This window comes from Metabacillus sp. FJAT-52054 (assembly GCF_037201815.1).
Classification (GTDB): Bacteria; Bacillota; Bacilli; order Bacillales; family Bacillaceae; genus Metabacillus_B; species Metabacillus_B sediminis.
The window spans coordinates 3106942-3127380 of sequence record NZ_CP147407.1; the positions used below are offsets into that span (position 1 = coordinate 3106942).

Sequence of the window (20439 nt, forward strand, 5' to 3'; positions counted from 1 at the left end):
CAGCGTCCGCTTTGAACCCTGCTTCCGTTCTCTATTCTATCACATCTTTCTTATTTTTTCGGCAGGGGATTTTCTGCATTAGACGAGTCCTTAATACCTCAAAGCAGCTTTAGGATCGTTAAGCTGGTTAAAGAATACAAAGAAACTGAAGTCGGTTCGCAGGCTGGCTATCCGAGTAATCCAGCCACTTGTATTTTTCAAGTCTTTTATCCAAACCGGCCGTTATTTCATCCTCAATGTCAAGCATCAATTTCAATAGGTCATCAATGGTTATTTGAAATTGATCTGCAGCCTGGTAATGGGGGGCACAAATTGTCAGCATCTTCAAAAACTGTTCCTTCGTCTCACTTTGCTTTGCCAATTCCTGTTCAGCTCTTACTACATAGCGATATACTTCTCTTTTTTTTGCAGGCAATCCGGCTACAATATCGCGAACCATAATTTCCATCAGGTGATCATTCATGTTCATACTCCCTTTTACATGCTGATAAATTTACCAGCTGGCCTTTTTCACACCTGGCAGCTGTCCTTTATGTGCAAGCTCGCGAAATGCGATCCTGGACATATTGAATTTACGAAGGTATCCTCTTGGTCTGCCTGTCAGCTCACACCGGTTATGACATCTTGTTGGGGAAGAGTCTCTTGGAAGCTTTCTCAGCGCCTCGAAGTCTCCTTTCTCTTTCAGTTCCTGTCTTAACGCAGCATATTTTTTAACAGTGGCTTCCCTCTGCTTTTCTTTTGCAATCATTGATTTTTTTGCCATTTGCCTTACTTCCTTTCCTTAATCAGTTTTCACTGGCTATTATATTAACGCCATGCCTTAAATCGAAATCATTACGTTTTAATAATTAAATCATATCCCTCCTACTCAAATCAAGCAGTAAATAAAAAACCCCGCGTGGCGGAGTTAATGGTGATGGCCTGATTCCTTCTCTTCTTTATCATTTCCGTTATCTGCAGCATGCCCAACTATTAGCTTAAACTTAGGCATCACATGCATATCTCTCGCTGTTACATGGGTTTGCAAATAATAAATCCCATCCTTTTTAAACGCCTTTGAAATGGAATAGACCCCGTTTCCCCTATGTTCTGCTTTTACCATTTCGCTTTGTTCCTTCGAACCTGACTCCCAGATTTCAAACTCAACCGAGCTTGCATCCTGAACCATTTCCTTCCCCTGTGTCACTTTCACTTCATAATTTTGAGTTTCATTTTTGCGAATCACTTTCGGTACACTGATTTTTGCATTGACCATTTCTGGGACATCTGAAGCTTTACTGCCTGTTGCCTCGCATGCTGCCGTCAGAAATAAAACGGCAGAAAATAGTACAAGCAATGTCCAATTTTTCCATTTCATAAGTATCCCATCCCGTATTCGACTTTCTTCTATTATAAGAAAGACTGTAAGCGGTTTCTATAGAAGATGGGAAAAAATTGATTCATAAGAAAAGCGGAGGGCGCTTGCTCAGCTGTGAGAGACGGTGGAGCCCCCGACCGAGAGGCGCCCAAGTTAGGTTGTTCAGCTAAAGGCGCGACGTCCTGTCGCAACGCTGAACGGGCCTTCATCGTGAAGGCCCTCGACCGAGAGAGCGAAGCGGCCGAACAGCTAGCGCCAGGAGCTGGACAAAAGTAAAAAATTCATACGTTCTTATCTTTTAAAAAAAGCCTGACAGCGGATTGCTGTCAGGCTTTTCAAATGATTAACCGAATACTTTTTCAAGCTCTTTCTTATCCTGATCAAGCCAGAACTTCATCAGACGCTTCGCTCCATCCAAATCATGAAGCTTCGCTTGTCCGCATTGCTTTTCATTTGCAGCTGGAATTTCGTCAATTTCAATTGCTGACTTTAATGTATCATCGAGAAGATCGATAATTTCCTTTACAGTCGGCTCTCCGCTGACTACAAGATAGTAACCCGTTTGACAGCCCATAGGCGAGATATCAATAATATCAAAGTGCTCGTACTTTTCTGCATGGTCACGAATATTAAAAGCAAGCAAATGCTCAAGCGTATGAATCGTATCAGGTTTCATTGCCTGTTTGTTCGGCTGGCAGAAACGGATATCAAATTTATTAACAACACCATCGGATCCTACTTTATGGACGCCGCAATGTCTTACGTAAGGTGCTTTAACTGCATTATGATCAAGCTCAAAACTTTCTACTGATGGCATATTTTTCACTCCCAGCTAATTTTCTATAAACCTATTGTAACAATTCCGATAAGAACCATCAACTTAATTGGCTTTGGTGTTTTTTTCTGTTCTTTGCTTTTTTATTCCCTATAGCTTAAATTTATAACATTAAGGTACCTTTATCCGGGCGTTTACTCGTTCATATCACTAATAAAGGGAGGCGTATCATGAAAACATTGTTTTTGAAGCTCATCCGATTTTATCAAAAATTTATCTCTCCAATGACTCCGCCTTCTTGCCGTTTTTACCCTACCTGCTCAAATTACGGTTTAGAGGCCATTCAAAAGTACGGAGCTATAAAAGGAAGCTGGCTGACAGCCTTAAGAATTCTTAAATGCAATCCTATGCATCCAGGCGGGTTTGATCCGGTTCCAGAGAAGAAAAAATCTACTCATACCCATTCGTAATCAAATCAAGCTTGCCCGTTCCAGGGTCAATCACCAGTCCATGAACCCTAACATCGGCCGGAAGCAGGGGATGATTTTTTATTACATCTACACTATGTAAAACACTATCCTGTACTTTATCAAAGCCCTGAAGCCATTTATCTAAATCTAAGCCAGAGTAGCGAAGCAGATCAATTTTTTCTTGAGAGATGCCTCGTTTTTTGGTTTTCTCCAGGAAGGACGCTGCATTCAGTTTGCTCATCCCGCAGTCATGATGACCGACAACACATATTTCTTCAGCCCCAAGCTCATACACAGCAACCAGCAGACTCCTCATAATACTTCCAAACGGATTCGCCACTATAGCCCCTGCACTTTTTACAATCTTCACATCGCCGTTTCTAAAGTTCATGGCATTTGGAAGAAGCTCCACCAGCCTTGTATCCATACATGTAAGAATTACGAGCTTCTTATCAGGAAATTTGCTTGTTTCAAATTTTTCATATTGTTTGGTTTCGACGAATGTCTGGTTGTGTTCTAAAATGTTATCAAGTATCTTCACTGTCATCTGCTCCTTTGCATTCATATCACATCCAATATAGCATATACCATTGCAATCATGTCTATTTCATATATCACGTTTGATACTAAAATGATTAAAATGCGAACTCCCTGCATTTGACGAACGGACTGCAAGAGCGATTTTTTCTGCTGTCATATTTTTTTCGGATGCTCGTTTATCCTTAGCGGCAGGCAGCGCCAATTGCATGAGGACTCGAACCTGCAGGACCTTGCGTTTCTTCAGCCTTGTTTTACTTCAAAAAAGCGTTATAGTAGAAAAGTGACGATATTTACTAAATTTCTAGCTATTGCCGGTTCTCAAATCGTAACCTTTACGATATAATGGCGAAGGATATTAGGAACTGTTTTATTTCGAGAGGAGAAACACAATGAGAAAAATAGGTTTTGCTTTAATTTTGCTGCTCGCTGCGGCCTCATCACTGGCGGGTTGTTCATCGAGCGGTGAGACGAACGAGGCGAAGAATGGCAAATTGAAAATATATACGACGATTTTCCCCCTTGAAGATTTCACAAAAAAAATTGGCGGCAATTTAGTGGAAGTTGAGAGTGTGTATCCCCCTAACACGGATGCACATTCCTTTGAACCCTCCACTAAAACCATGGTTAAAATTGCAGAGGGCGATGCTTTTATTTACACAGGAGCAGGCATTGAAGGGTTTGCTGATAAAGCGGCTGAGACACTAAAGAATGAGGATGTTGAAATCGTTAAGGCAGCAGAAGGCATTGAGCTCGCTAAAAGTGCAGCTCATTCTCATGAAGGAGAAGCAGGCCATGATGAACATTCGGAAGAAGCCGCGCATGAAGGACATGAACATGGAGATACTGATCCTCATGTCTGGCTTGATCCAATCCGCTCCATCCAGATGGCCGAAAACATAAAGAATGCACTCGTTAAAAAACACCCTGAAGGCAAAGAAACCTTTGAGAAGAATTTCGCCGAATTAAAGGCAAACCTTGAGAAATTGGACAAGGAATATAAAGATACTCTTTCCAAAATGGATAAAAAAGAAATTCTCGTTTCCCATGCAGCCTATGGCTACTGGCAGGAACGCTATGGAATTGAGCAAATTAGTATAATGGGCTTATCAGCTTCAGATGAGCCATCTCAAAAGCAGATCAGCTCCATTATTAAGGATGCAAAAGCACATGGGATCAAACATGTCATTTTCGAAAAAAACATCAGCAGCAAGCTATCAGAGATTGTGCAGAATGAAATTGGCGCAACTCCTTTAACTGTGAGCAATTTGGAATCCGTAACGGAAGAAGATGCAAAAAACAGTGAGGATTATTTCAGTCTTATGAGAAAAAATTTAGAAACCTTGAAAATTGCATTGACCGAATAATGAAAGTTAAACCGCGACGCCATCCGGCCTCGCGGTTTTTTAAACGAATATAGCTACGACTATACTCCCTTCCTCCAAATACCGTTCCAATCTCCATTGAAAACGCATACTCCTTGTCGATATTGACTTGAATGATCAGACTTATCCATGCTGCGATGGGAAAAATGAGTATTTTGCCATTAACCCCTTATGCATTCAACCTCCTGAAGGCACAGTTAACGGCCTATAAATGTCGATAAAAAATGGTAAACCCATAGGGTTGATAGGTCTTTTACCCTTTGCAAATCCTCTCATATTTCATACCGAATTTAACCCTCTTCTAAATTACTATATTAGAAAACGGATTCACTTTCGCTTTAAAGCATATAATTGAGAAGATTTTTCAATAAAAAAATCAATTTCCTAAAGGATTTTTTCTTAAAATTTTCATATTTTCTTATATGCAGAATCATATTTTGTTACATTATCTTCCGTTTGAATCCTATTCCCTATAATTATCAATGCTATATGAGTCCTATTAATCATTTTGAATTTTTAGAAAACTTTTGATATGTTTTTCCTTCTTATGGTGCTACTATTCTATTTGTAATACACAATTTCATATTTGGAGAGGGGAATTCGTTTGAACAAAAAGTTTGCTGCAATAGTTATTGGTACTGCATTAACATTAGGCTCCGCCCTGCCGTCTGCATCTGCTTTGACTGGTCCAAAAGACAATAATTTTCAAGAGAAAGCACAGCTTGTCCAGAAGCAATGGCTGAAAGACAAAGGCAGCCCATCTTTTCATGCCGGTATTAAATCCTCTATTAAAGTTCAAAAAGAAGCAGATGCAAGAAGCTTCCTTAAGCAAGACAACTCAATAAAGATCGATCCCTCCAATGAACTGACTCTCTTGAGCGAAGAAAAAGATGAACTTGGATTTACCCACTACAAATACATTCAATCGGTAAATGGTGTACCGGTGGATGGCGCTGTATACATTGTTCATACGGATAAAAACGGTACAGTAACTGCTGCAAACGGTGCTTTGCATGATGATGTTAAAGCACAGGTTAAGAGTACAAAAGCAAAAATCTCCAAATCTAAGGCTGCAGATTTGGCATGGAAATCTATTAATCTATCTAAAAAAGAAACCGAAGCTGAAGAACAGTCCATTCCTCAAGGTCCTGTCAAGAAAAGCAATGTGAAAAGTTCAAATGAAAAAGGCGAGCTCGTTCTTTACAAGAAAAACGATCAATTCCACCTGGCTTATAAAGTTCAGCTTCAATTCATTAAACCATACGGGGCCAACTGGCAAATTTACGTTGATGCAAATACAGGAGAAATTATTGATTCTTACAATGCAGTAGCAGATGCAACCGGGTCCGGGACAGGGGTGCTTGGAGATACGAAATCCCTGAATACTTACTTTTCAAGCAATACTTATTATCTGTATGACATAACAAAACCGATGAATGGGGTAATCGAGACGTTCACAGCGAGAAACGGTTCCGCCCTTCCTGGTTCCTACTCCGTTGACAGCGATAACGTTTTTAATGCTTCCAATCAGCGTGCAGACGTAGATGCTCATTACTATGCAGGAAAAGTGTATGATTACTATTACAACACACACGGGCGCAATAGCTTCGATGGCAACGGCGGCACAATCCGCTCGACCGTCCACTATAGCAGCCGCTATAACAACGCATTCTGGAACGGAGCCCAAATGGTTTACGGAGATGGCGACGGCACAACCTTCACTGCTCTTTCCGGATCGTTGGACGTAGTAGCCCATGAACTTACACATGCTGTGACTGAAAGAACAGCGAACTTGCAATATCAAAACCAGTCTGGTGCATTGAATGAATCCATGTCGGATGTATTCGGATATTTCCTTGATCCGGCTGACTATCTATTGGGTGAAGATGTTTACACTCCTGGCAGATCCGGGGATGCTTTAAGAAGCCTTTCCAATCCGGAGGCTTATGGCCAGCCAAGCAACTTCGCAAACTATGTATATACTTCTTCTGATAATGGCGGGGTTCATACCAACAGCGGAATTCCGAATAAAGCATTCTACTACACAAATCAAAGCATTGGAAAAGCGGCAGCAGAAAAAATCTACTACCGTGCATTAACAAGATACCTCACTCCTACAAGCAGCTTCAGCAATGCCCGTGCAGCCCTTCTTCAATCTGCTGCAGATTTATACGGCAGCGGAAGCAGCACATACAATGCCGTTGCAAATGCTTGGACACAAGTAGGCGTCAACTAACCCGTACTATATGAAAGCCCGCTTCCATTCTTGGAAGCGGGCTTTTTTTATTCTTCTTCTTTTTGCATATTGTATTTTTTCATAAAACGATCGGCGCGGCCGCCTTTATCAGCAAACTTCTGTCTGCCAGTATAGAAAGGATGAGTATCTGCAGTCGTTTCCATTTTAATGAGCGGATAGGTATTTCCGTCCTCCCACTCAATTGTTTCATTGGAACCTTTAGTTGAGCCGCTTAAAAATTTAAATCCGCTATTCACGTCCATATAGACGACTTTTTGGTAGTTTGGATGTATGGCTTGTTTCATGTTTAATACCCCTTTCTTGTAAATCGTAATGTTTACGTTTTAATAATAACAAATGACTGGGACTGTGTCAATAAAGCAGCTTTTTTGACTTGGCAAGCTGAACAGGATTGATGATCAGGCAGCACAGCTTCCTGCAGCAGCCCAAAAAGAAGACGCCTTTTTATAGAAGAGCGTCTCTCAATCCTTATTCTTTAATACGCAGCCCCAGCAGCGCAGCAAAACCGATTGCCTGCTCAGAAGAAACGACGCAGCCCTCCAAATTCCCCGGCTCTACACTCAGCTGATCATAATGACAGCTGCTTATGTCTATTCCTTTCAAAGCAGTGCCAGTAAAATCAGCGCGGTTCAAATCACATTGTTCAAATATGATCTTATTAAATCTGGCATCGTAAAAATTCACATTTTGCAGAGATGACCGTTCAAACTGAATGTGTTTTAAACGGGCATCCACAAAATCAGCCAAATTTAACAGACAGTTTTCAAAGGTTACATTTCCGAGATTAGCCTCCGAAACATTCAGCCCCATTAGTTTGCAGTCCTTAAAAACGACTCTGTTTAGATTTCCCTCGCTTAAATCAACATTGGACAAATCACAGTTTTCAAAAACAGCATCTGTTAAATCAATTCTTTTAAAAGAAGCATTTACCAGACGGACATGATTAATTACTGCTTTGGAAAGAGTTAATTTATCAATTTCCGCATAATCAGCCTCGGTGTTTGAAATCAGACAGTTGCACATATATGGGTCTTCATCATTAAATACGTCTTGAAAATTTCCCTCTTTAAGATCTTTTGGGATTTTTGGACGTTCCATTTTAAAATTTAAGGTCACGAAGCATTAGCACCCTTCAAAGGAAAATTTTAAAAAACATTAATGAAAACATACCATAGCAAGGGGTTTTCATATAAGTCTTTATTTTGGTTAGTCATTGTGTTCTCAGAAGGAGACGATTCTTTAAGTACCCCGTTTTTCAGGTCTGGCTTTATATGAACCCAGCCATATCAGCTGTCTGCTTTTCTAGAGTGATAACACGAATAATGATTGGTAAAAAGCGGATAATAAGGAAAGGAAATCAGATAGGAAAGGCGGATTGTCATGACAGATTTAGTGTTTGCTCGCTCTCTTTTTGGAACGACGATGGGATTTCATATTATCTTTGCAACACTCGGGGTAGGAATTCCATTGATGATCTTTTTTGCTGAAATCATGTTTCAGCGTACGAAGGATATTGATTACTCGATTATGGCCAAGCGCTGGACAAAGGGTCAGGCTGTTCTCCTTGGAGTGGCAATTCCTACCGGAACTATTGCAGGAACGCAGCTGACGCTTTTATGGCCAGGCTTTATGGAGGTAATTGGACGAGTCATGTCTCTTCCTTTTCAAATCGAAATTTATGCATTTTTCATTGAAGCTCTGTTCATGTCCATCTACGTTTACGCATACGACAGAATCGGACCGAAAACAAGACTTCTTAGTGTATTTTTTATTTTTCTCGGCGCCACAGCATCAGCCGTTCTGATAACGAATGTTCATGCTTTCGAAGGGACTCCTGCAGGCTTTAGAATTCAAAATGGAGAGATTGTGGACGTTGATCCATGGGCGGCATTTTTTAATCCCAGCTTCCTTGTTTCCGCTGCTCATGTAGCGTTTTCAGCCTTTATGACCGGTGCTTTTATGATCACCACAATTGCAGCCTATAAAATGCTGAAAAATAGAAAAAACGAGCGGCTATTCACCTTTCACAGAAAGGCATTTATTATGAGCCTTCTAATTGGACTCGTGTCCTCCTTTTTAACTGCTATTAATGGGCACGAATCGGCTCAAATGCTTCATGAGTATCAGCCTGAAAAACTAGCCGCTGCAGAAGGCTTGTTTGAAACCCAGGACCATGCGCCGCTTGCAATAGGCGGATTCACTGATAGAGAGGCGCAGGAAATAAAATATGGGATTGAAATCCCCTGGGCGCTGAGTTTTCTTGCTGGCAACAGCTTTGATACAGAAGTAAAAGGCCTTAACGATTTCCCGGAGGAATATTGGCCTCCATTATTCGTTCACACCCTTTTTAACGCAATGGTATTAATCGGCAGTGCACTGATCGGACTTTCACTATTCGGTCTTGTGTGGAAGAAATTCGTAAAGAGGCCTTTCCCTAAATGGTTTTTATGGGTCTGCATTCCAGCCGGACCCCTATCCCTTCTTTCCATCGAATTCGGCTGGATTTTTGCGTGTACAGGCCGTCAGCCGTGGGTGATCTACCGATTGCTTAAAACGTCTGAGGTCGTGACCAAATCCGGAAATATTGGAACGCTGTTTTTATGCTTTACTGTTGTGTACGCCATATTAGGGACCGCCGTTCTTCTTGTCCTTCTTTATTACTTCAAGCGGAATACCGTTGAAAAAGATCTTGCGGCTGCTCAAGGTAATTCCGGTGAAGGAAATGGTGTAGATGTTTATTAAAGCGCTGGAGCGACTACATAAGGAGGCAGCACAAAATGGGCGTATCCGCTGATGCACTACTCGCGATCACAGTCCTTTGGGGTTTTATTTTTATCTATGCTGTAATGGGAACAATGGACTTTGGCGCAGGCTTTTGGTCGATGATTTACTTAAATCAGAAAAAGACAAAAGCAACCAATATCGCAAACCGCTATTTAAGCCCGACATGGGAAGTAACAAATGTTTTCATCGTGGCCATAGTCGTGGCTGTATTCAGTTTTTTCCCGGGGGCAGCCTATATTCTTGGAACCGTCCTGCTCATACCGGGAAGCATGATTCTCTTACTTCTTGCAATCCGAAGCGGCTTTCTCGTCTTCTCCCATATTGCAAAGGATTATGAACGTGCCTTAACCTATATTTCAGGAATTTCAGGGTTTATCATTCCAGCCCTATTGATTTCTATATTGCCTATTACGCACGGCAAGTACATCAAAGTAGTGGATGGTGTCCACCAGCTTCAAATTGGTACGGTTTTCACAAGTCCCAATGTTTTCGCCTTTATAGGATTTGCCGTAAGCAGCACCTTATTTCTCTCCTCTCTGCTGCTTGCCGACTACTCACGCAATCTTGCCGGCGAAGAAAAAGCCTATGAAGTTTATCGGAGAGACGCTCTGATTACTGGCCCGATTTCACTTGTCATGGCTTTTCTTATCATGCTGACGCTTCGTTCAGAAGCGAGCTGGATTTACAGCAATATGATGGAATATTTGCCTGCACTCATCAGTTCGGTGGTCATGTTTTTAATTGCCGGAGCAGCTCTGTTTATTCCATTTAAAAACAGAAACACTCTGGGAAGACCGAGAATTGCCATGGTCGCTGTTTTATTGCAATATTTTTTCGCAAGCTATGCCTACGGACGCGCCCATCTTCCATATATGATTTATCCGGATATTACACTCGACGCAGGATTTACTGATCCCAATACATTTCATGCTCTATTTATCAGCTACATTGTAGGGTTTGCCATTCTATTCCCTGGCTTCATTTTCTTCTGGAACTTATTTATGAAAAACCCCAAAACCGCAGAGGAAAATGAATCCTGAAGATAACAGGTATGCACTTGGAGCCAAAGTGAAAAAATAAAAGGAAAGTGAAGGAGGAATAACTTATGTCCCATCAAAAAATTCAATGTGAAGTAAACAACTGCACCTACTGGGGCCAAGGCAACAACTGTACGGCCGATGCCATCTATGTAGTCAGCCATGCAGGGGATCATGCAAGCAAAAGTGAAGAAACAGACTGTAAAACATTCAAACCGCAGGATCTTTGAGTAAATCCGGCCTTACTTGGCCGGGTTTTTTATTGCGGAACGGGCTACAGTGAGGGACTTCACCAAAGTAAAAATGGCTAGTTCGGCTGGAAAATTGTTTTGGGTGGAAAGTCCTAGATTTTGGGTGGAATCAAGTTCATGTGCCGTTTCCGGCGGTTGCCCGCTGCTTTCCAGCTAAGACAGAGTAGGAGGTATCTGCGACCTGCATTATTTACTGACTTTTTACGTTAATTGCTGAGTATTTCCTGTTAATTGCTGACTTTTCCCTATTAATTGCTGACTTTTCCCTGTTAATTGCTGACTATTTCCTATTAATTGCTGACTTTTCCCTATTAATTGCTGACTTTTCCCTGTTAATTGCTGACTTTTCCCTATTAATTGCTGACTTTTCCCTATTAATTGCTGACTTTTCCCTGTTAATTGCTGACTTTCCATTATTTCAGCCGTTCACACCACGGTTCCCCCCGTTATCCGGAACTTTCCAACCCGCATTAATTCGCTGATAAATTGACGTTAACATCTCAAATCCGTTCAAGTTCGGCAAATAAAATCGTTTCAGGAGTGAAGCCCTGGGTTCGACTGCAATGCTGTTTAAGATGAATTCCAACAAAAAAACACCAGTAAATCGTACTGGTGCCAACAGATGAGCGCTTTTGGATGGGTTATTGGGTTAGAGTTTGCTGGGCTTGAAGCAGCAGGTCTTGAATTTCGTCTTTGGAGAGCTGAGTCAGCTCCTTGACGGTGTCAGGGGAGACATTGCGTTTTAACAGCAGGGCGGCTATAAACCTTTTCCTTTTCAGCGGATCGTGATCACTGGATCCAGCACAAGCATTCATAAAATAGGGATCCCTCCTTTCCACGAAAGTATAGCGCTGAAAAAGGCTTGGGGCAAAGCAGCATATTGCTTTTATCTTCCTTTATTTAGCGTTTTTACTTGTAAAAAAATAATAACCCCGGCTTAGGAGGTTATTTAGAAAACGAAAAAATCTGTTTTGTATATTTTTTTAATAGCTGCCGGTTTACTTCAAATCCGATTCCTGGACCTTCAGGAACGATAATTTCTCCGTTTTCTACGATGACTTCAGGTACAATGATGTCTTCATGCCAATATCTTGACGAGGACGATATATCCCCTGGAATGGAGAAATTTGAAAGCGACGCGGCGGCAATATTATGGGCTCTGGAAATTCCCGTTTCAAGCATTCCTCCGCACCAAACTGGAATTCCCTGTCCCTGGCAGATATCGTGAATTTTTTTTGTCTCCGTTAGTCCTCCTACCCTGCCTGGTTTAATATTGATGATTTGGCAGCTGCCCAGGTTTATTGCTTTTCTGGCGTCATCTGCCGATTCAATACTTTCATCAAGACAGATCGGAGTTTGGATTTTTCTTTGCAAAACAGCATGGTCAATGATATCATCCGCAGCTAACGGCTGTTCAATCATCATTAATTCAAATTCGTCCAGTGCTTTCAACAGGTCTGCCTGATCAAGTGAATAGGCGGAGTTCGCATCTGCCATCAATGGCAAATTAGGATAAACCCTTCGAATTTCCCTGATTAATTCAATATCTCTTCCAGGCTTGATTTTCACCTTGAATCTTTTATATCCGGAAGCAAGTGCACGTTCTATTGAAGCAAGCATTTCTGTTAAAGGGGCCAGCCCAATTACGATACCAGCTTCAATATGCCGTTTCGTTCCTCCCAATAGGTTTGATAAGGACTGCCCAGTTTGCCTGCCATACAGATCCCAGCACGCCATTTCAAGAGCCGCCTTCGCCATCCGGTTTCGTTTCAAGCTTGAAAAGGAAGCACTTACTTCATTTGGGTGGGAGTAATCTGTGTTCAGACAAATTGGAATCAGAAAATCTTCAAGCATATGCACACTCGTCTTAACCGTTTCCTCTGTATACCAGGGAGAGGAAAAAGCGACACCCTCCCCCCATCCGGCTATGCCCTGTTCGTCCTGAACTTCTACGATCATGCTTTCCCTGTTTTCTACTCTTTCAAGACTTGATTCAAACGGTTCAACAAGCTTCATTTCCGTCAGATGCAAGGTTATTTTTTTAATTTTCATCATTGCACCATCCCTTTCAATACATGTCTTTGAAGCTTGCGGGAGGCGTTTCTCGGGAGTTCGCTTACAAATGTAATCCCTTTGGGCACTTTATATTTTGCCAATTTTTTAGCGCTGAAGTGAAGCAGTTCATTCGCAGTCAGGTTTTCTGATGCTACTACGAATGCGTATGGAACCTGTCCCCATTTTTCGTCTGTAACTCCTGTAACTCCTGCTTCCTTTACCAAAGGATGCTCCATCAGCACCGATTCAATTTCTGCAGGATATATGTTTTCGCCGCCTGAGATGATTAAATCTGAGCGCCTGTCCAGAACATAAAGGAAACCATCCTCATCCATTCGCCCGATGTCACCTGTATGAAGCCAGCCGTTTTCAAGCGCTCTCGCTGTAGCCTCTTGCCTGTTCCAATATCCTTTCATGACGTTCGGGCCTTTAACCATAATTTCACCCGGCTCGTTTGTCCCTGCTTCATCTCCGGATTCTTTCACAATTTTTATTTGGCACGGGAAAAGCGGTTTTCCGGCAGAGCCTAATTTCCGAAGCGAATCTTCCATGGAGAGTGTTGCAAACTGTGAGGAGGTTTCCGTCATACCATAGGTTTGAACGACAGGAATGTCCTTCTCTTTGCATTGATTCAGCAAGGACGCAGGCGCTGGCCCCCCGCCTAAAAGCATGCATCGGAATGTTTTTGGATAGGAACACTCCTTAAGGTTTTCCAGCATCCCGTCAAGCATCGTACTCACCACTGAAATAATACTGGTTTTATTATGGATGATGGATTGATTAATGGATTCGGCATCAAAACGCTCATGGAGGCTAACGGTCATTCCGTAAATAACACTTCTGAACAAAATAGAAAGCCCGCTTATATGAAACAAAGGCACTGCTGCCAGCCATTTGTCTTCCGTATGCAAACCAAGGTTTAGTGCAGAACCAACAGCGCTCCAATAGTGATTGCCGAACGTTTGCATGACCCCTTTCGGTTTTCCTGTCGTACCGGAAGTGTACATAATGACTGCAGTTTGATTTAAATCGTATTCTTCCTCGTAGACTGCAGGTTTTTGTAATAAACGTACGGCGTCCATTAAGGATAATTTTTTATTTTCATTTACTGGTACGCGGTCATAATATTCCGGAGATGCAATGATGAGTTTTGCTTTCGAATCGAGAAACTGATACTCCCATTCTTCTTCTGTAAGCCTTGTATTTAAAAGGACTGCAGTTGCCCCGCAATAAAACACTGCATGAATAATTTTAACCATTTCTGCACTGTTCCCCATCAGAATGGCAATATGATCGCCTTTCTGGATTCCAAGGCCCCCTAAAGCGCCAGCCCTTCCCAGCACTTCTTCATGCAGCTCTAAAAAAGTTAAGGATTCTTCCGCTGTCTCTAAAGCAATCCTCTCAGGTGTCATATACGCCCGCTGCTTCAGCCAGTTCGGCATAGTCGTTGTTTCCATGGTTCTGCCTCCTCTCTTAATGGTTATCCAAACTAACCAAGCTTTTAATACAAAGACAGGCAGCCGGTTAAGGGCTGCCTGTAAAGCTTCGGTTTAAGGAAAACGAGGGAATTGCTTGAAATCAGGATCGCGTTTTTCTTTAAACGCATCTCTTCCTTCTTTCGCTTCATCCGTTGTGTAATATAAAAGAGTTGCATCACCGGCAAATTGCTGAATTCCTGCAAGACCATCTGTATCTGCGTTAAATGCAGCTTTAAGGAAGCGGATAGCAGTCGGGCTCTTTTCAAGAATTTCCTCACACCATTGAACGGTTTCTTTTTCAAGCTGTTCAAGTGGTACTACGGTATTAACAAGTCCCATATCCAATGCTTCCTGTGCACTGTATTGACGGCAAAGGAACCAAATTTCACGGGCTTTTTTATGGCCTACGATTCGTGCAAGATAGCCTGAACCGTATCCGGCATCAAAGCTTCCCACTTTAGGTCCTGTTTGTCCAAATACGGCATTATCCGCTGCAATCGTCAAATCACAGACGATATGAAGAACATGTCCTCCTCCTATTGCATAGCCTGCTACCATTGCGATAACCGGTTTAGGAATCACACGGATCAGTCTTTGCAGGTCAAGAACATTCAGACGAGGGATTTGGTCTTCGCCTACATAACCGCCATGGCCGCGTACTTTTTGGTCTCCGCCTGAACAGAAGGCTTTTTCACCGGCACCTGTCAGGATAATAACTCCCACATTGGAGTCATCTCTTGCATAAGCAAAAGCATCAATAAGCTCCATTACCGTTTTTGGACGGAATGCGTTATGTACTTCCGGGCGATTAATGGTGATTTTTGCAATTCCATTGTACGTTTCATAAAGAATATCTTCATACTTACGTTCTGCTACCCATTCAAATGACATTCTGAAAACCTCCCTATTGTTTTAGAAACCCATTTACTATTGTACCAAAAATCTTGGGTTGTTCCACATGGATTGCATGGCCTGCATCATTTACTTCTATATACCGGCTATTTTCGAACAGTTCGTCCATTTCTCTTCCTATTTTGCAAAACTTGGCATCAAGCTCTCCAGCCAGTATAAGAACGGGAAGAAGGCATTGGTGTAGTTGTCCCCACCAGCTATACTGAATACCCGTACCCATCCCCCTGAGACTGTTGGCAAGTCCTATCGTGCTATTTGAAAGACGCTGTTCCCGAATAGCCCGTCTTTTTTCTTGCGGAAGAGCTGCCTGACTTGAAAACAGCGGCAGCTTTTCCCATACATCAACAAATGAAGCAACCCCGCTTGTTGTTATTTTTTCTGCTAAAAGTCTGTCGCTGTTTGATCGCCTTGTTCTCTCCTCAAGCGTCTTAAGACCCGGAGAGGCACTTTCAAGAATCAAATGTGACACTCTTTCCGGAAACAGCATGGAAAAGTTCAAAGCTGTGCGGCCACCCATTGAATAGCCGGCAACAGCTGCTTTGTTAATATCCAGCTCATCTAAAATAACAGCTAGATCCTTGCATACTTCGTCCATTGTATAGCGTGCTTCTTCAGCAGGTGCCTCCGTCTTCCCATGACCGATTAAATCAATTAGAATGAGCTTCCTGCCTGTGAGTACTGGGATCATTTCTTCCCAATCGCTGACTGCACCTGTAAATCCATGCAGGAGCAAAAGAGGAGAACCCTCACCTATGACTTGGAAATGATAGCTCACACCTCTGATTGTTTTAATCATAGCTTACATCTTTCATTATTTCCTGGGAAACAAATTGCAGCAAATCACGATGTATTTTGACACGTGTTTTGCGGTTTGTAGGAACCTCAATAATCCGGATACCTTTTTGTCCCGCAGACGTTTTAAAAGCTGACGCGAAGTCTTCCCAACTGTGAATAAGAGAATACTCTGCTCCATATAATTGAGCCGCTTTTCCATAGTCCAGGCCAATAGGTGTACCGAATAATTGCTCAAAATGCTTTTCTTCGGCAGATTGGGGCAGGAATGAAAAAATTCCTCCGCCATCGTTATTCAGCAAGACAATGGTCAAAGACAGATCATTCAACTTCGCTCCCAAAAGACCGTTTAAATCGTGATAAAAGGATAAGTCTCCTATGACAAGAACGGTAGGAGATTTAGAAGCTGCCGCCACTCCCAGGCTTGAGGAAACGACACCATCAATCCCGTTGGCCCCTCTATTGGCGTAGAGGGTAATATTCTTATCTGTTACTCCAAAATACGTATCAGCATCCCGTATGGGCATACTGTTTCCTACAAATAGCTGGGAATCATCCGGCATAAGCTCCATCAGCTTGAGGAATGCTTTTCCTTCAAATAAATCGCCGCCCTCGTCAAGTAAAGGCAGATGATTTCTGTAAATTTGATTGGCATGCTTCCACGCCAAAGCATACTCATTATTTTTTCTTATGCTGATTTCAGCTGTAAGCTCTCGGCAAAAGGCCGCTTCATCAACAGAAAGCATTTCTGCAGCTGCTAAAGTAGGATCGCGCCACTTGCCGTTTTGATCAACGACAATCTGATAAATTTCTGGTGAATCTCTGAGCATAAGGAACAGCGGCTTAGAAACAGGCATGGCCCCCAGCCGGATGACCGCTTCTGGCTTTAGCCTCTCTCTTAATGCTTCATCTTTTAATATGGAATCATAATTCTCAATAATCATGTCTTTCGAGTGAGGACCTGTCCGCATATTGGAAAGCGGGTCTGGAAGCACCGGAAATCCCGTCGCTGATGCAAGAGCTGCCACCGCCTCCTTGTATTCTTGCCCATGAATTTCCCCGCATACAATCATTCCCTTTTCCACACCGCTCAGTGACTCCATCAGCCTTTTAATTTCTGAGCCGGCAGCCATCGAGACTGTCTGCGCTTTACGAGCATGCTTTTCTCTCGTTCCTTCTTCCCGCCACAGGAATGGAAGTCCGAGATTAGGAATGAGGGGCTCTCTGAATGGAAAATTCAAATGAACCGGTCCCATTGGCACGGCTGCTGACTCGCTGTATGCCCGTGCCGCGAGAGTTCTGGCATAGCGGTGCATAAAGGGCTGATCCTCTGGGATTGCTGCATCAGTAAACCATTTGACATAGCTTCCGTACAGTTCATTTTGATTAATGGCTTGAGGAGCTCCAACATCCCTCAATTCATGCGGACGATCTGCAGTCAGCACGACTAAAGGAACATTTGAATAGTGAGCTTCTACCACTGCAGGAAAGTAATTGGCAGCAGCTGTACCGGATGTGCACAATAAAGCAACGGGCCGCTGCAGGCGCTTTGCCATTCCCAGAGCATAAAAACCGGCGGATCTCTCATCGATTTGGAGATGAGTCCTTACTTCAGGGTGCTCTGCAAGCAGAATGGCAAAGGGCGTTGATCTTGAGCCCGGGCTGATTACGGCATCGGTTATCCCCTGTGCTGCAAGCTCATCAATAAATCCTGCAGCATAACGGGTTAAAGAATCACGTCCTGTCATATTTCAGGCCTCCTAAAGCTGAAAGCATCGGCCTTAGCTTCATTTTTGTCTCTTCATATTCCATCTTCGGATTTGAATCTTTAACAATTCCGCACCCTGCGTATAAAACAGCCGAATTTTCCTTCACAAGACTTGAGCGGATCGCAACAGCAAACTCGCCATTTCCTTCTGTGTCAAGCCATCCAATCGGCGCGGCATACCACCCGCGGTGCATCGGTTCAATTTCTCTGATCATGCTCATTGCTTTTTCCTGAGGCAAACCGCCAAGTGCCGGGGTTGGATGCAAGTGTTTAACGATATCAAGGAGCGATGATTGGTTATTCAATACTCCCTCGATCGGTGTATATAAATGCTGAACATTTTTGGTTTTATAAATTCCCGGTCCATTTGGACATTGAAGATCAGAGCAATGATTAAGAAGAGCTTCTCTTATCATTTTTACGACATATGCATGTTCTTCCAGGTTTTTTTGATCCTCAAGCAGTTCACGCTCAAGCAGCTGATCCTCTTTATCTGATGACCCGCGTTTTATTGTTCCGGCAAGACATGCAGAACGGACGTGCTGATCTTTTATTTGCACGAGCCTCTCCGGTGTAGCTCCAATAAAGCTTGAGCTGCCGTTTTCAAAAATAAACCGGAAAGAGGATTGCTGCTCATTAATCAGTGTTTTCAGGGCTCCCTGGACATCAATCGGCGTTTCAGAATCAAGGGTAATGTCTCTTGCAAGGACAACCTTATCAAGTTCTCCATTACGAATGGATTCTGTCGCCTTTGTAATAGAAGCGAGCCATTCTTCTGTATGGTGCTCATTCATTTCGAATGGCGCAGGAGTGCTGCCAGCTGTAATTTTACCGCGGCAAAGTTTCTTTACATACAAGGCCCGTTCAGTGAAGTCAGCCTCTGCCTCTTCCACTGTTTCATTAGGCAGGATCACCTTTGCAATTGTGACCTCAGGTTTCTGGCCTTTTTTCCATACACCTAAAAAACTCGGAAGAACAAACCTGCCTTCTTTATAAGGCTCCCAGAGATGGTTCTCATTTTTAAAAGGATCAAAGGAAAATCCGCCCATTAAGATCGGGCCCTTATCAGAATTTGACGAATCTGTATATTTTTTAAAGCGCTTCCATTCGGTTTCAATCTCCGTAAATCTTGCATTGGACTGTTCAGCTGTATCTATAATCCATTCATTTCCCGCTCCAACCATCGTCTCATCTGAATTAGGCGACATCCAGAATGTTCTCTCGCCTGAATAAAGATCTTCCGCTGCAGCAAAAAAATGAAGGGGGTTTATATGTGGAACAGGAATGGTTCGGCTGACGATAACCTGCTGCCCCTGTTTGGCATCATCAACAGCTAAGGCTAAAGTCTCCCTGAATGTTTTGCGCATTGTGGTAATCACCTTGCATACCCCCGTAATCCGTAAAAATCGCTTTTTCTAACATACACCCGCATAAAGGGTGTGTCAATAGAATGAAACAGGCATGTTCTGCTTCTTATCCTTATTATAATACGTTTTGGAATCCGAATAAATCGGAAACCCTTGAGAAGCAATGACAGTAAGGATTCATTGACAGTAAGTGTCTATTTAACTACACTTATAGTTGAAGAAGATTGTCTTCTATTGTGAACTAAAGGAGAGAAGAGAAATGCACCCTGATACACAACCGCATTCAGCTCCTTCCATAGAACCTGATAAAAATTGGCGGATTTGGTGGATGCTTTTACGGCCTCACACCTTAACGGCAGCCTTTATTCCGGTAGCGATTGGAACCGTAATGGCCATGAAGGAAGGATCATTTAACATTTGGCTGTTTTTATCAATGCTCGCAGCCTCAGTACTCATTCAGGCAGCCACTAATATGTTTAATGAGTATTTCGATTACAAAAGGGGTCTTGATAACGAAAACTCCGTAGGAATTGGAGGAGCAATTGTCCGGAATGGTGTTAAGCCGAAAACTGTTCTTAATTTAGCTTTTGCCTTTTTCGGGATATCAACCTTACTCGGCATTTATATCTGCTTCCAATCCAGCTGGTGGATTGCTGCGATTGGTACGCTATGCATGATTGCAGGCTATCTTTATACAGGCGGGCCTCTGCCTATTGCCTATACACCGTTTGGAGAACTGACAGCTGGTCTTTTTATGGGAGTCGTTATCATTTTAATTTCATTTTATATCCAAACAGGAACAATCAGCATGGAAGCATTTCTCATTTCATTGCCTGTATCTTTATTGGTCGGAGCCATTCTGCTTTCCAATAATATCAGGGACTTGGACGGCGATAAAGAAAACGGACGCAAAACGCTGGCCATTTTAATGGGACGTAAAAAAGCAATTGATTTCCTTGCTCTGCTATTCATCTGCTCTTATATCTTTATTGTTGCCTTTATTATTGCAGGGACCGCATCTTTTTGGAGTCTTCTTGTCTTCCTGAGTGTGCCAAAGTCAGTCTTTGCTGTTAAAGCTTTCAGAGGAAAAAGTCTTCCAATTGAAATGATGCCCGCTATGGTAGCTACAGCACAAACCAATACACAGTTTGGCCTGCTGCTTGCTGCCGGACTATTTATCAGCTATCTATTCTAAACACGGTCCTTGACCGTGT

At 42.6% G+C, this 20439-nt stretch carries 22 protein-coding genes; 7 read left to right on the forward strand and 15 right to left on the reverse strand.

Features of this window, described 5'->3' with window-relative positions; genetic code table 11:
* Positions 1-127: 127 nt before the first annotated feature.
* The 4 genes from WCV65_RS16110 to WCV65_RS16125 form a co-directional block, all read right to left on the reverse strand.
* Positions 128-463 carry a hypothetical protein gene (locus WCV65_RS16110; protein WP_338777859.1) on the reverse strand — a complete coding sequence of 112 codons (336 nt, stop codon included), beginning with the start codon at positions 461-463 and terminating at the stop codon, positions 128-130.
* A 30-nt stretch (positions 464-493) separates the two neighbouring features.
* A complete protein-coding gene (gene rpsN, locus WCV65_RS16115; RefSeq protein WP_338777860.1) occupies positions 494-763 on the reverse strand; it encodes a 30S ribosomal protein S14 in 270 nt (89 codons plus the stop codon).
* Positions 764-907: 144 nt separating this feature from the next.
* On the reverse strand, positions 908-1357 hold the full coding sequence (locus tag WCV65_RS16120) for a FixH family protein (RefSeq protein WP_338777861.1): 450 nt from the start codon (positions 1355-1357) through the stop codon (positions 908-910).
* Positions 1358-1700: 343 nt separating this feature from the next.
* On the reverse strand, positions 1701-2174 hold the full coding sequence (locus WCV65_RS16125; protein WP_338777863.1) for an S-ribosylhomocysteine lyase: 474 nt from the start codon (positions 2172-2174) through the stop codon (positions 1701-1703).
* Between the two features lie 188 nt (positions 2175-2362).
* On the opposite strand from WCV65_RS16125, the gene yidD reads away from it, so the two are divergent.
* Complete coding sequence (gene yidD, locus WCV65_RS16130; protein WP_338777865.1) at positions 2363-2602, forward strand: membrane protein insertion efficiency factor YidD; 240 nt, start codon at positions 2363-2365, stop codon at positions 2600-2602.
* On the opposite strand, the gene WCV65_RS16135 is transcribed toward yidD, so the two are convergent.
* Positions 2583-3143, reverse strand: coding sequence for a carbonic anhydrase (locus tag WCV65_RS16135; protein WP_035409979.1), 561 nt, complete (start codon positions 3141-3143; stop codon positions 2583-2585). The genes yidD and WCV65_RS16135 overlap by 20 nt on opposite strands.
* A gap of 388 nt (positions 3144-3531) precedes the next feature.
* Here WCV65_RS16135 and WCV65_RS16140 point away from each other — a divergent pair, with 388 nt between their 5' ends.
* Together WCV65_RS16140 and WCV65_RS16145 are read left to right on the forward strand one after the other, a co-directional pair.
* Positions 3532-4506 (forward strand): metal ABC transporter substrate-binding protein, encoded by a 975-nt coding sequence (locus tag WCV65_RS16140; RefSeq protein WP_338777869.1) that lies wholly within the window; start codon positions 3532-3534, stop codon positions 4504-4506.
* 679 nt (positions 4507-5185) lie between these two features.
* Entirely contained in the window at positions 5186-6760 is a 1575-nt protein-coding gene (locus tag WCV65_RS16145; protein ID WP_231889905.1) for a M4 family metallopeptidase, read from the forward strand.
* A gap of 47 nt (positions 6761-6807) precedes the next feature.
* On the opposite strand, the gene WCV65_RS16150 is transcribed toward WCV65_RS16145, so the two are convergent.
* Positions 6808-7065, reverse strand: coding sequence for a type B 50S ribosomal protein L31 (locus tag WCV65_RS16150; RefSeq protein WP_035409867.1), 258 nt, complete (start codon positions 7063-7065; stop codon positions 6808-6810).
* Positions 7066-7249: 184 nt separating this feature from the next.
* A complete protein-coding gene (locus tag WCV65_RS16155; protein WP_051860764.1) occupies positions 7250-7897 on the reverse strand; it encodes a pentapeptide repeat-containing protein in 648 nt (215 codons plus the stop codon).
* A 264-nt stretch (positions 7898-8161) separates the two neighbouring features.
* On the opposite strand from WCV65_RS16155, the gene WCV65_RS16160 reads away from it, so the two are divergent.
* From WCV65_RS16160 to WCV65_RS16170, 3 genes are all read left to right on the forward strand, one after another.
* Entirely contained in the window at positions 8162-9523 is a 1362-nt protein-coding gene (locus WCV65_RS16160; RefSeq protein ID WP_051860765.1) for a cytochrome ubiquinol oxidase subunit I, read from the forward strand.
* Between the two features lie 35 nt (positions 9524-9558).
* Positions 9559-10605 (forward strand): cytochrome d ubiquinol oxidase subunit II, encoded by a 1047-nt coding sequence (locus tag WCV65_RS16165; protein ID WP_211560109.1) that lies wholly within the window; start codon positions 9559-9561, stop codon positions 10603-10605.
* A 65-nt stretch (positions 10606-10670) separates the two neighbouring features.
* Positions 10671-10832, forward strand: coding sequence for a DUF1540 domain-containing protein (locus WCV65_RS16170; RefSeq protein WP_338777875.1), 162 nt, complete (start codon positions 10671-10673; stop codon positions 10830-10832).
* 222 nt (positions 10833-11054) lie between these two features.
* Here WCV65_RS16170 and WCV65_RS16175 read toward each other — a convergent pair whose 3' ends face one another.
* The 8 genes from WCV65_RS16175 to WCV65_RS16210 form a co-directional block, all read right to left on the reverse strand.
* The gene (locus WCV65_RS16175; RefSeq protein WP_338777877.1) at positions 11055-11267 is read right to left on the reverse strand and encodes a hypothetical protein; all 213 of its coding nucleotides are present in this window, start codon (positions 11265-11267) and stop codon (positions 11055-11057) included.
* A gap of 227 nt (positions 11268-11494) precedes the next feature.
* Positions 11495-11668 carry a hypothetical protein gene (locus WCV65_RS16180; RefSeq protein ID WP_338777880.1) on the reverse strand — a complete coding sequence of 58 codons (174 nt, stop codon included), beginning with the start codon at positions 11666-11668 and terminating at the stop codon, positions 11495-11497.
* A 130-nt stretch (positions 11669-11798) separates the two neighbouring features.
* Positions 11799-12905: an o-succinylbenzoate synthase gene (gene menC, locus WCV65_RS16185; RefSeq protein WP_338777883.1), complete on the reverse strand. Its 1107-nt coding sequence runs from the start codon at positions 12903-12905 to the stop codon at positions 11799-11801.
* On the reverse strand, positions 12905-14365 hold the full coding sequence (locus tag WCV65_RS16190; protein ID WP_338777886.1) for an o-succinylbenzoate--CoA ligase: 1461 nt from the start codon (positions 14363-14365) through the stop codon (positions 12905-12907). The genes menC and WCV65_RS16190 overlap by 1 nt, the downstream gene beginning before the upstream one ends.
* A gap of 93 nt (positions 14366-14458) precedes the next feature.
* On the reverse strand, positions 14459-15277 hold the full coding sequence (menB, locus tag WCV65_RS16195) for a 1,4-dihydroxy-2-naphthoyl-CoA synthase (RefSeq protein ID WP_035409875.1): 819 nt from the start codon (positions 15275-15277) through the stop codon (positions 14459-14461).
* A gap of 13 nt (positions 15278-15290) precedes the next feature.
* Entirely contained in the window at positions 15291-16094 is an 804-nt protein-coding gene (gene menH, locus WCV65_RS16200) for a 2-succinyl-6-hydroxy-2,4-cyclohexadiene-1-carboxylate synthase (protein WP_338777888.1), read from the reverse strand.
* A complete protein-coding gene (gene menD / locus WCV65_RS16205) occupies positions 16087-17838 on the reverse strand; it encodes a 2-succinyl-5-enolpyruvyl-6-hydroxy-3-cyclohexene-1-carboxylic-acid synthase (protein WP_338777890.1) in 1752 nt (583 codons plus the stop codon). Before menD ends, menH begins: the two co-directional genes overlap by 8 nt.
* Positions 17825-19237, reverse strand: coding sequence for an isochorismate synthase (locus WCV65_RS16210; protein WP_338777892.1), 1413 nt, complete (start codon positions 19235-19237; stop codon positions 17825-17827). The genes menD and WCV65_RS16210 overlap by 14 nt, the downstream gene beginning before the upstream one ends.
* Positions 19238-19484: 247 nt before the next feature.
* Here WCV65_RS16210 and WCV65_RS16215 point away from each other — a divergent pair, with 247 nt between their 5' ends.
* Positions 19485-20420 (forward strand): 1,4-dihydroxy-2-naphthoate polyprenyltransferase, encoded by a 936-nt coding sequence (locus tag WCV65_RS16215; RefSeq protein WP_338777894.1) that lies wholly within the window; start codon positions 19485-19487, stop codon positions 20418-20420.
* The last annotated feature ends 19 nt before the right edge of the window (positions 20421-20439 follow it).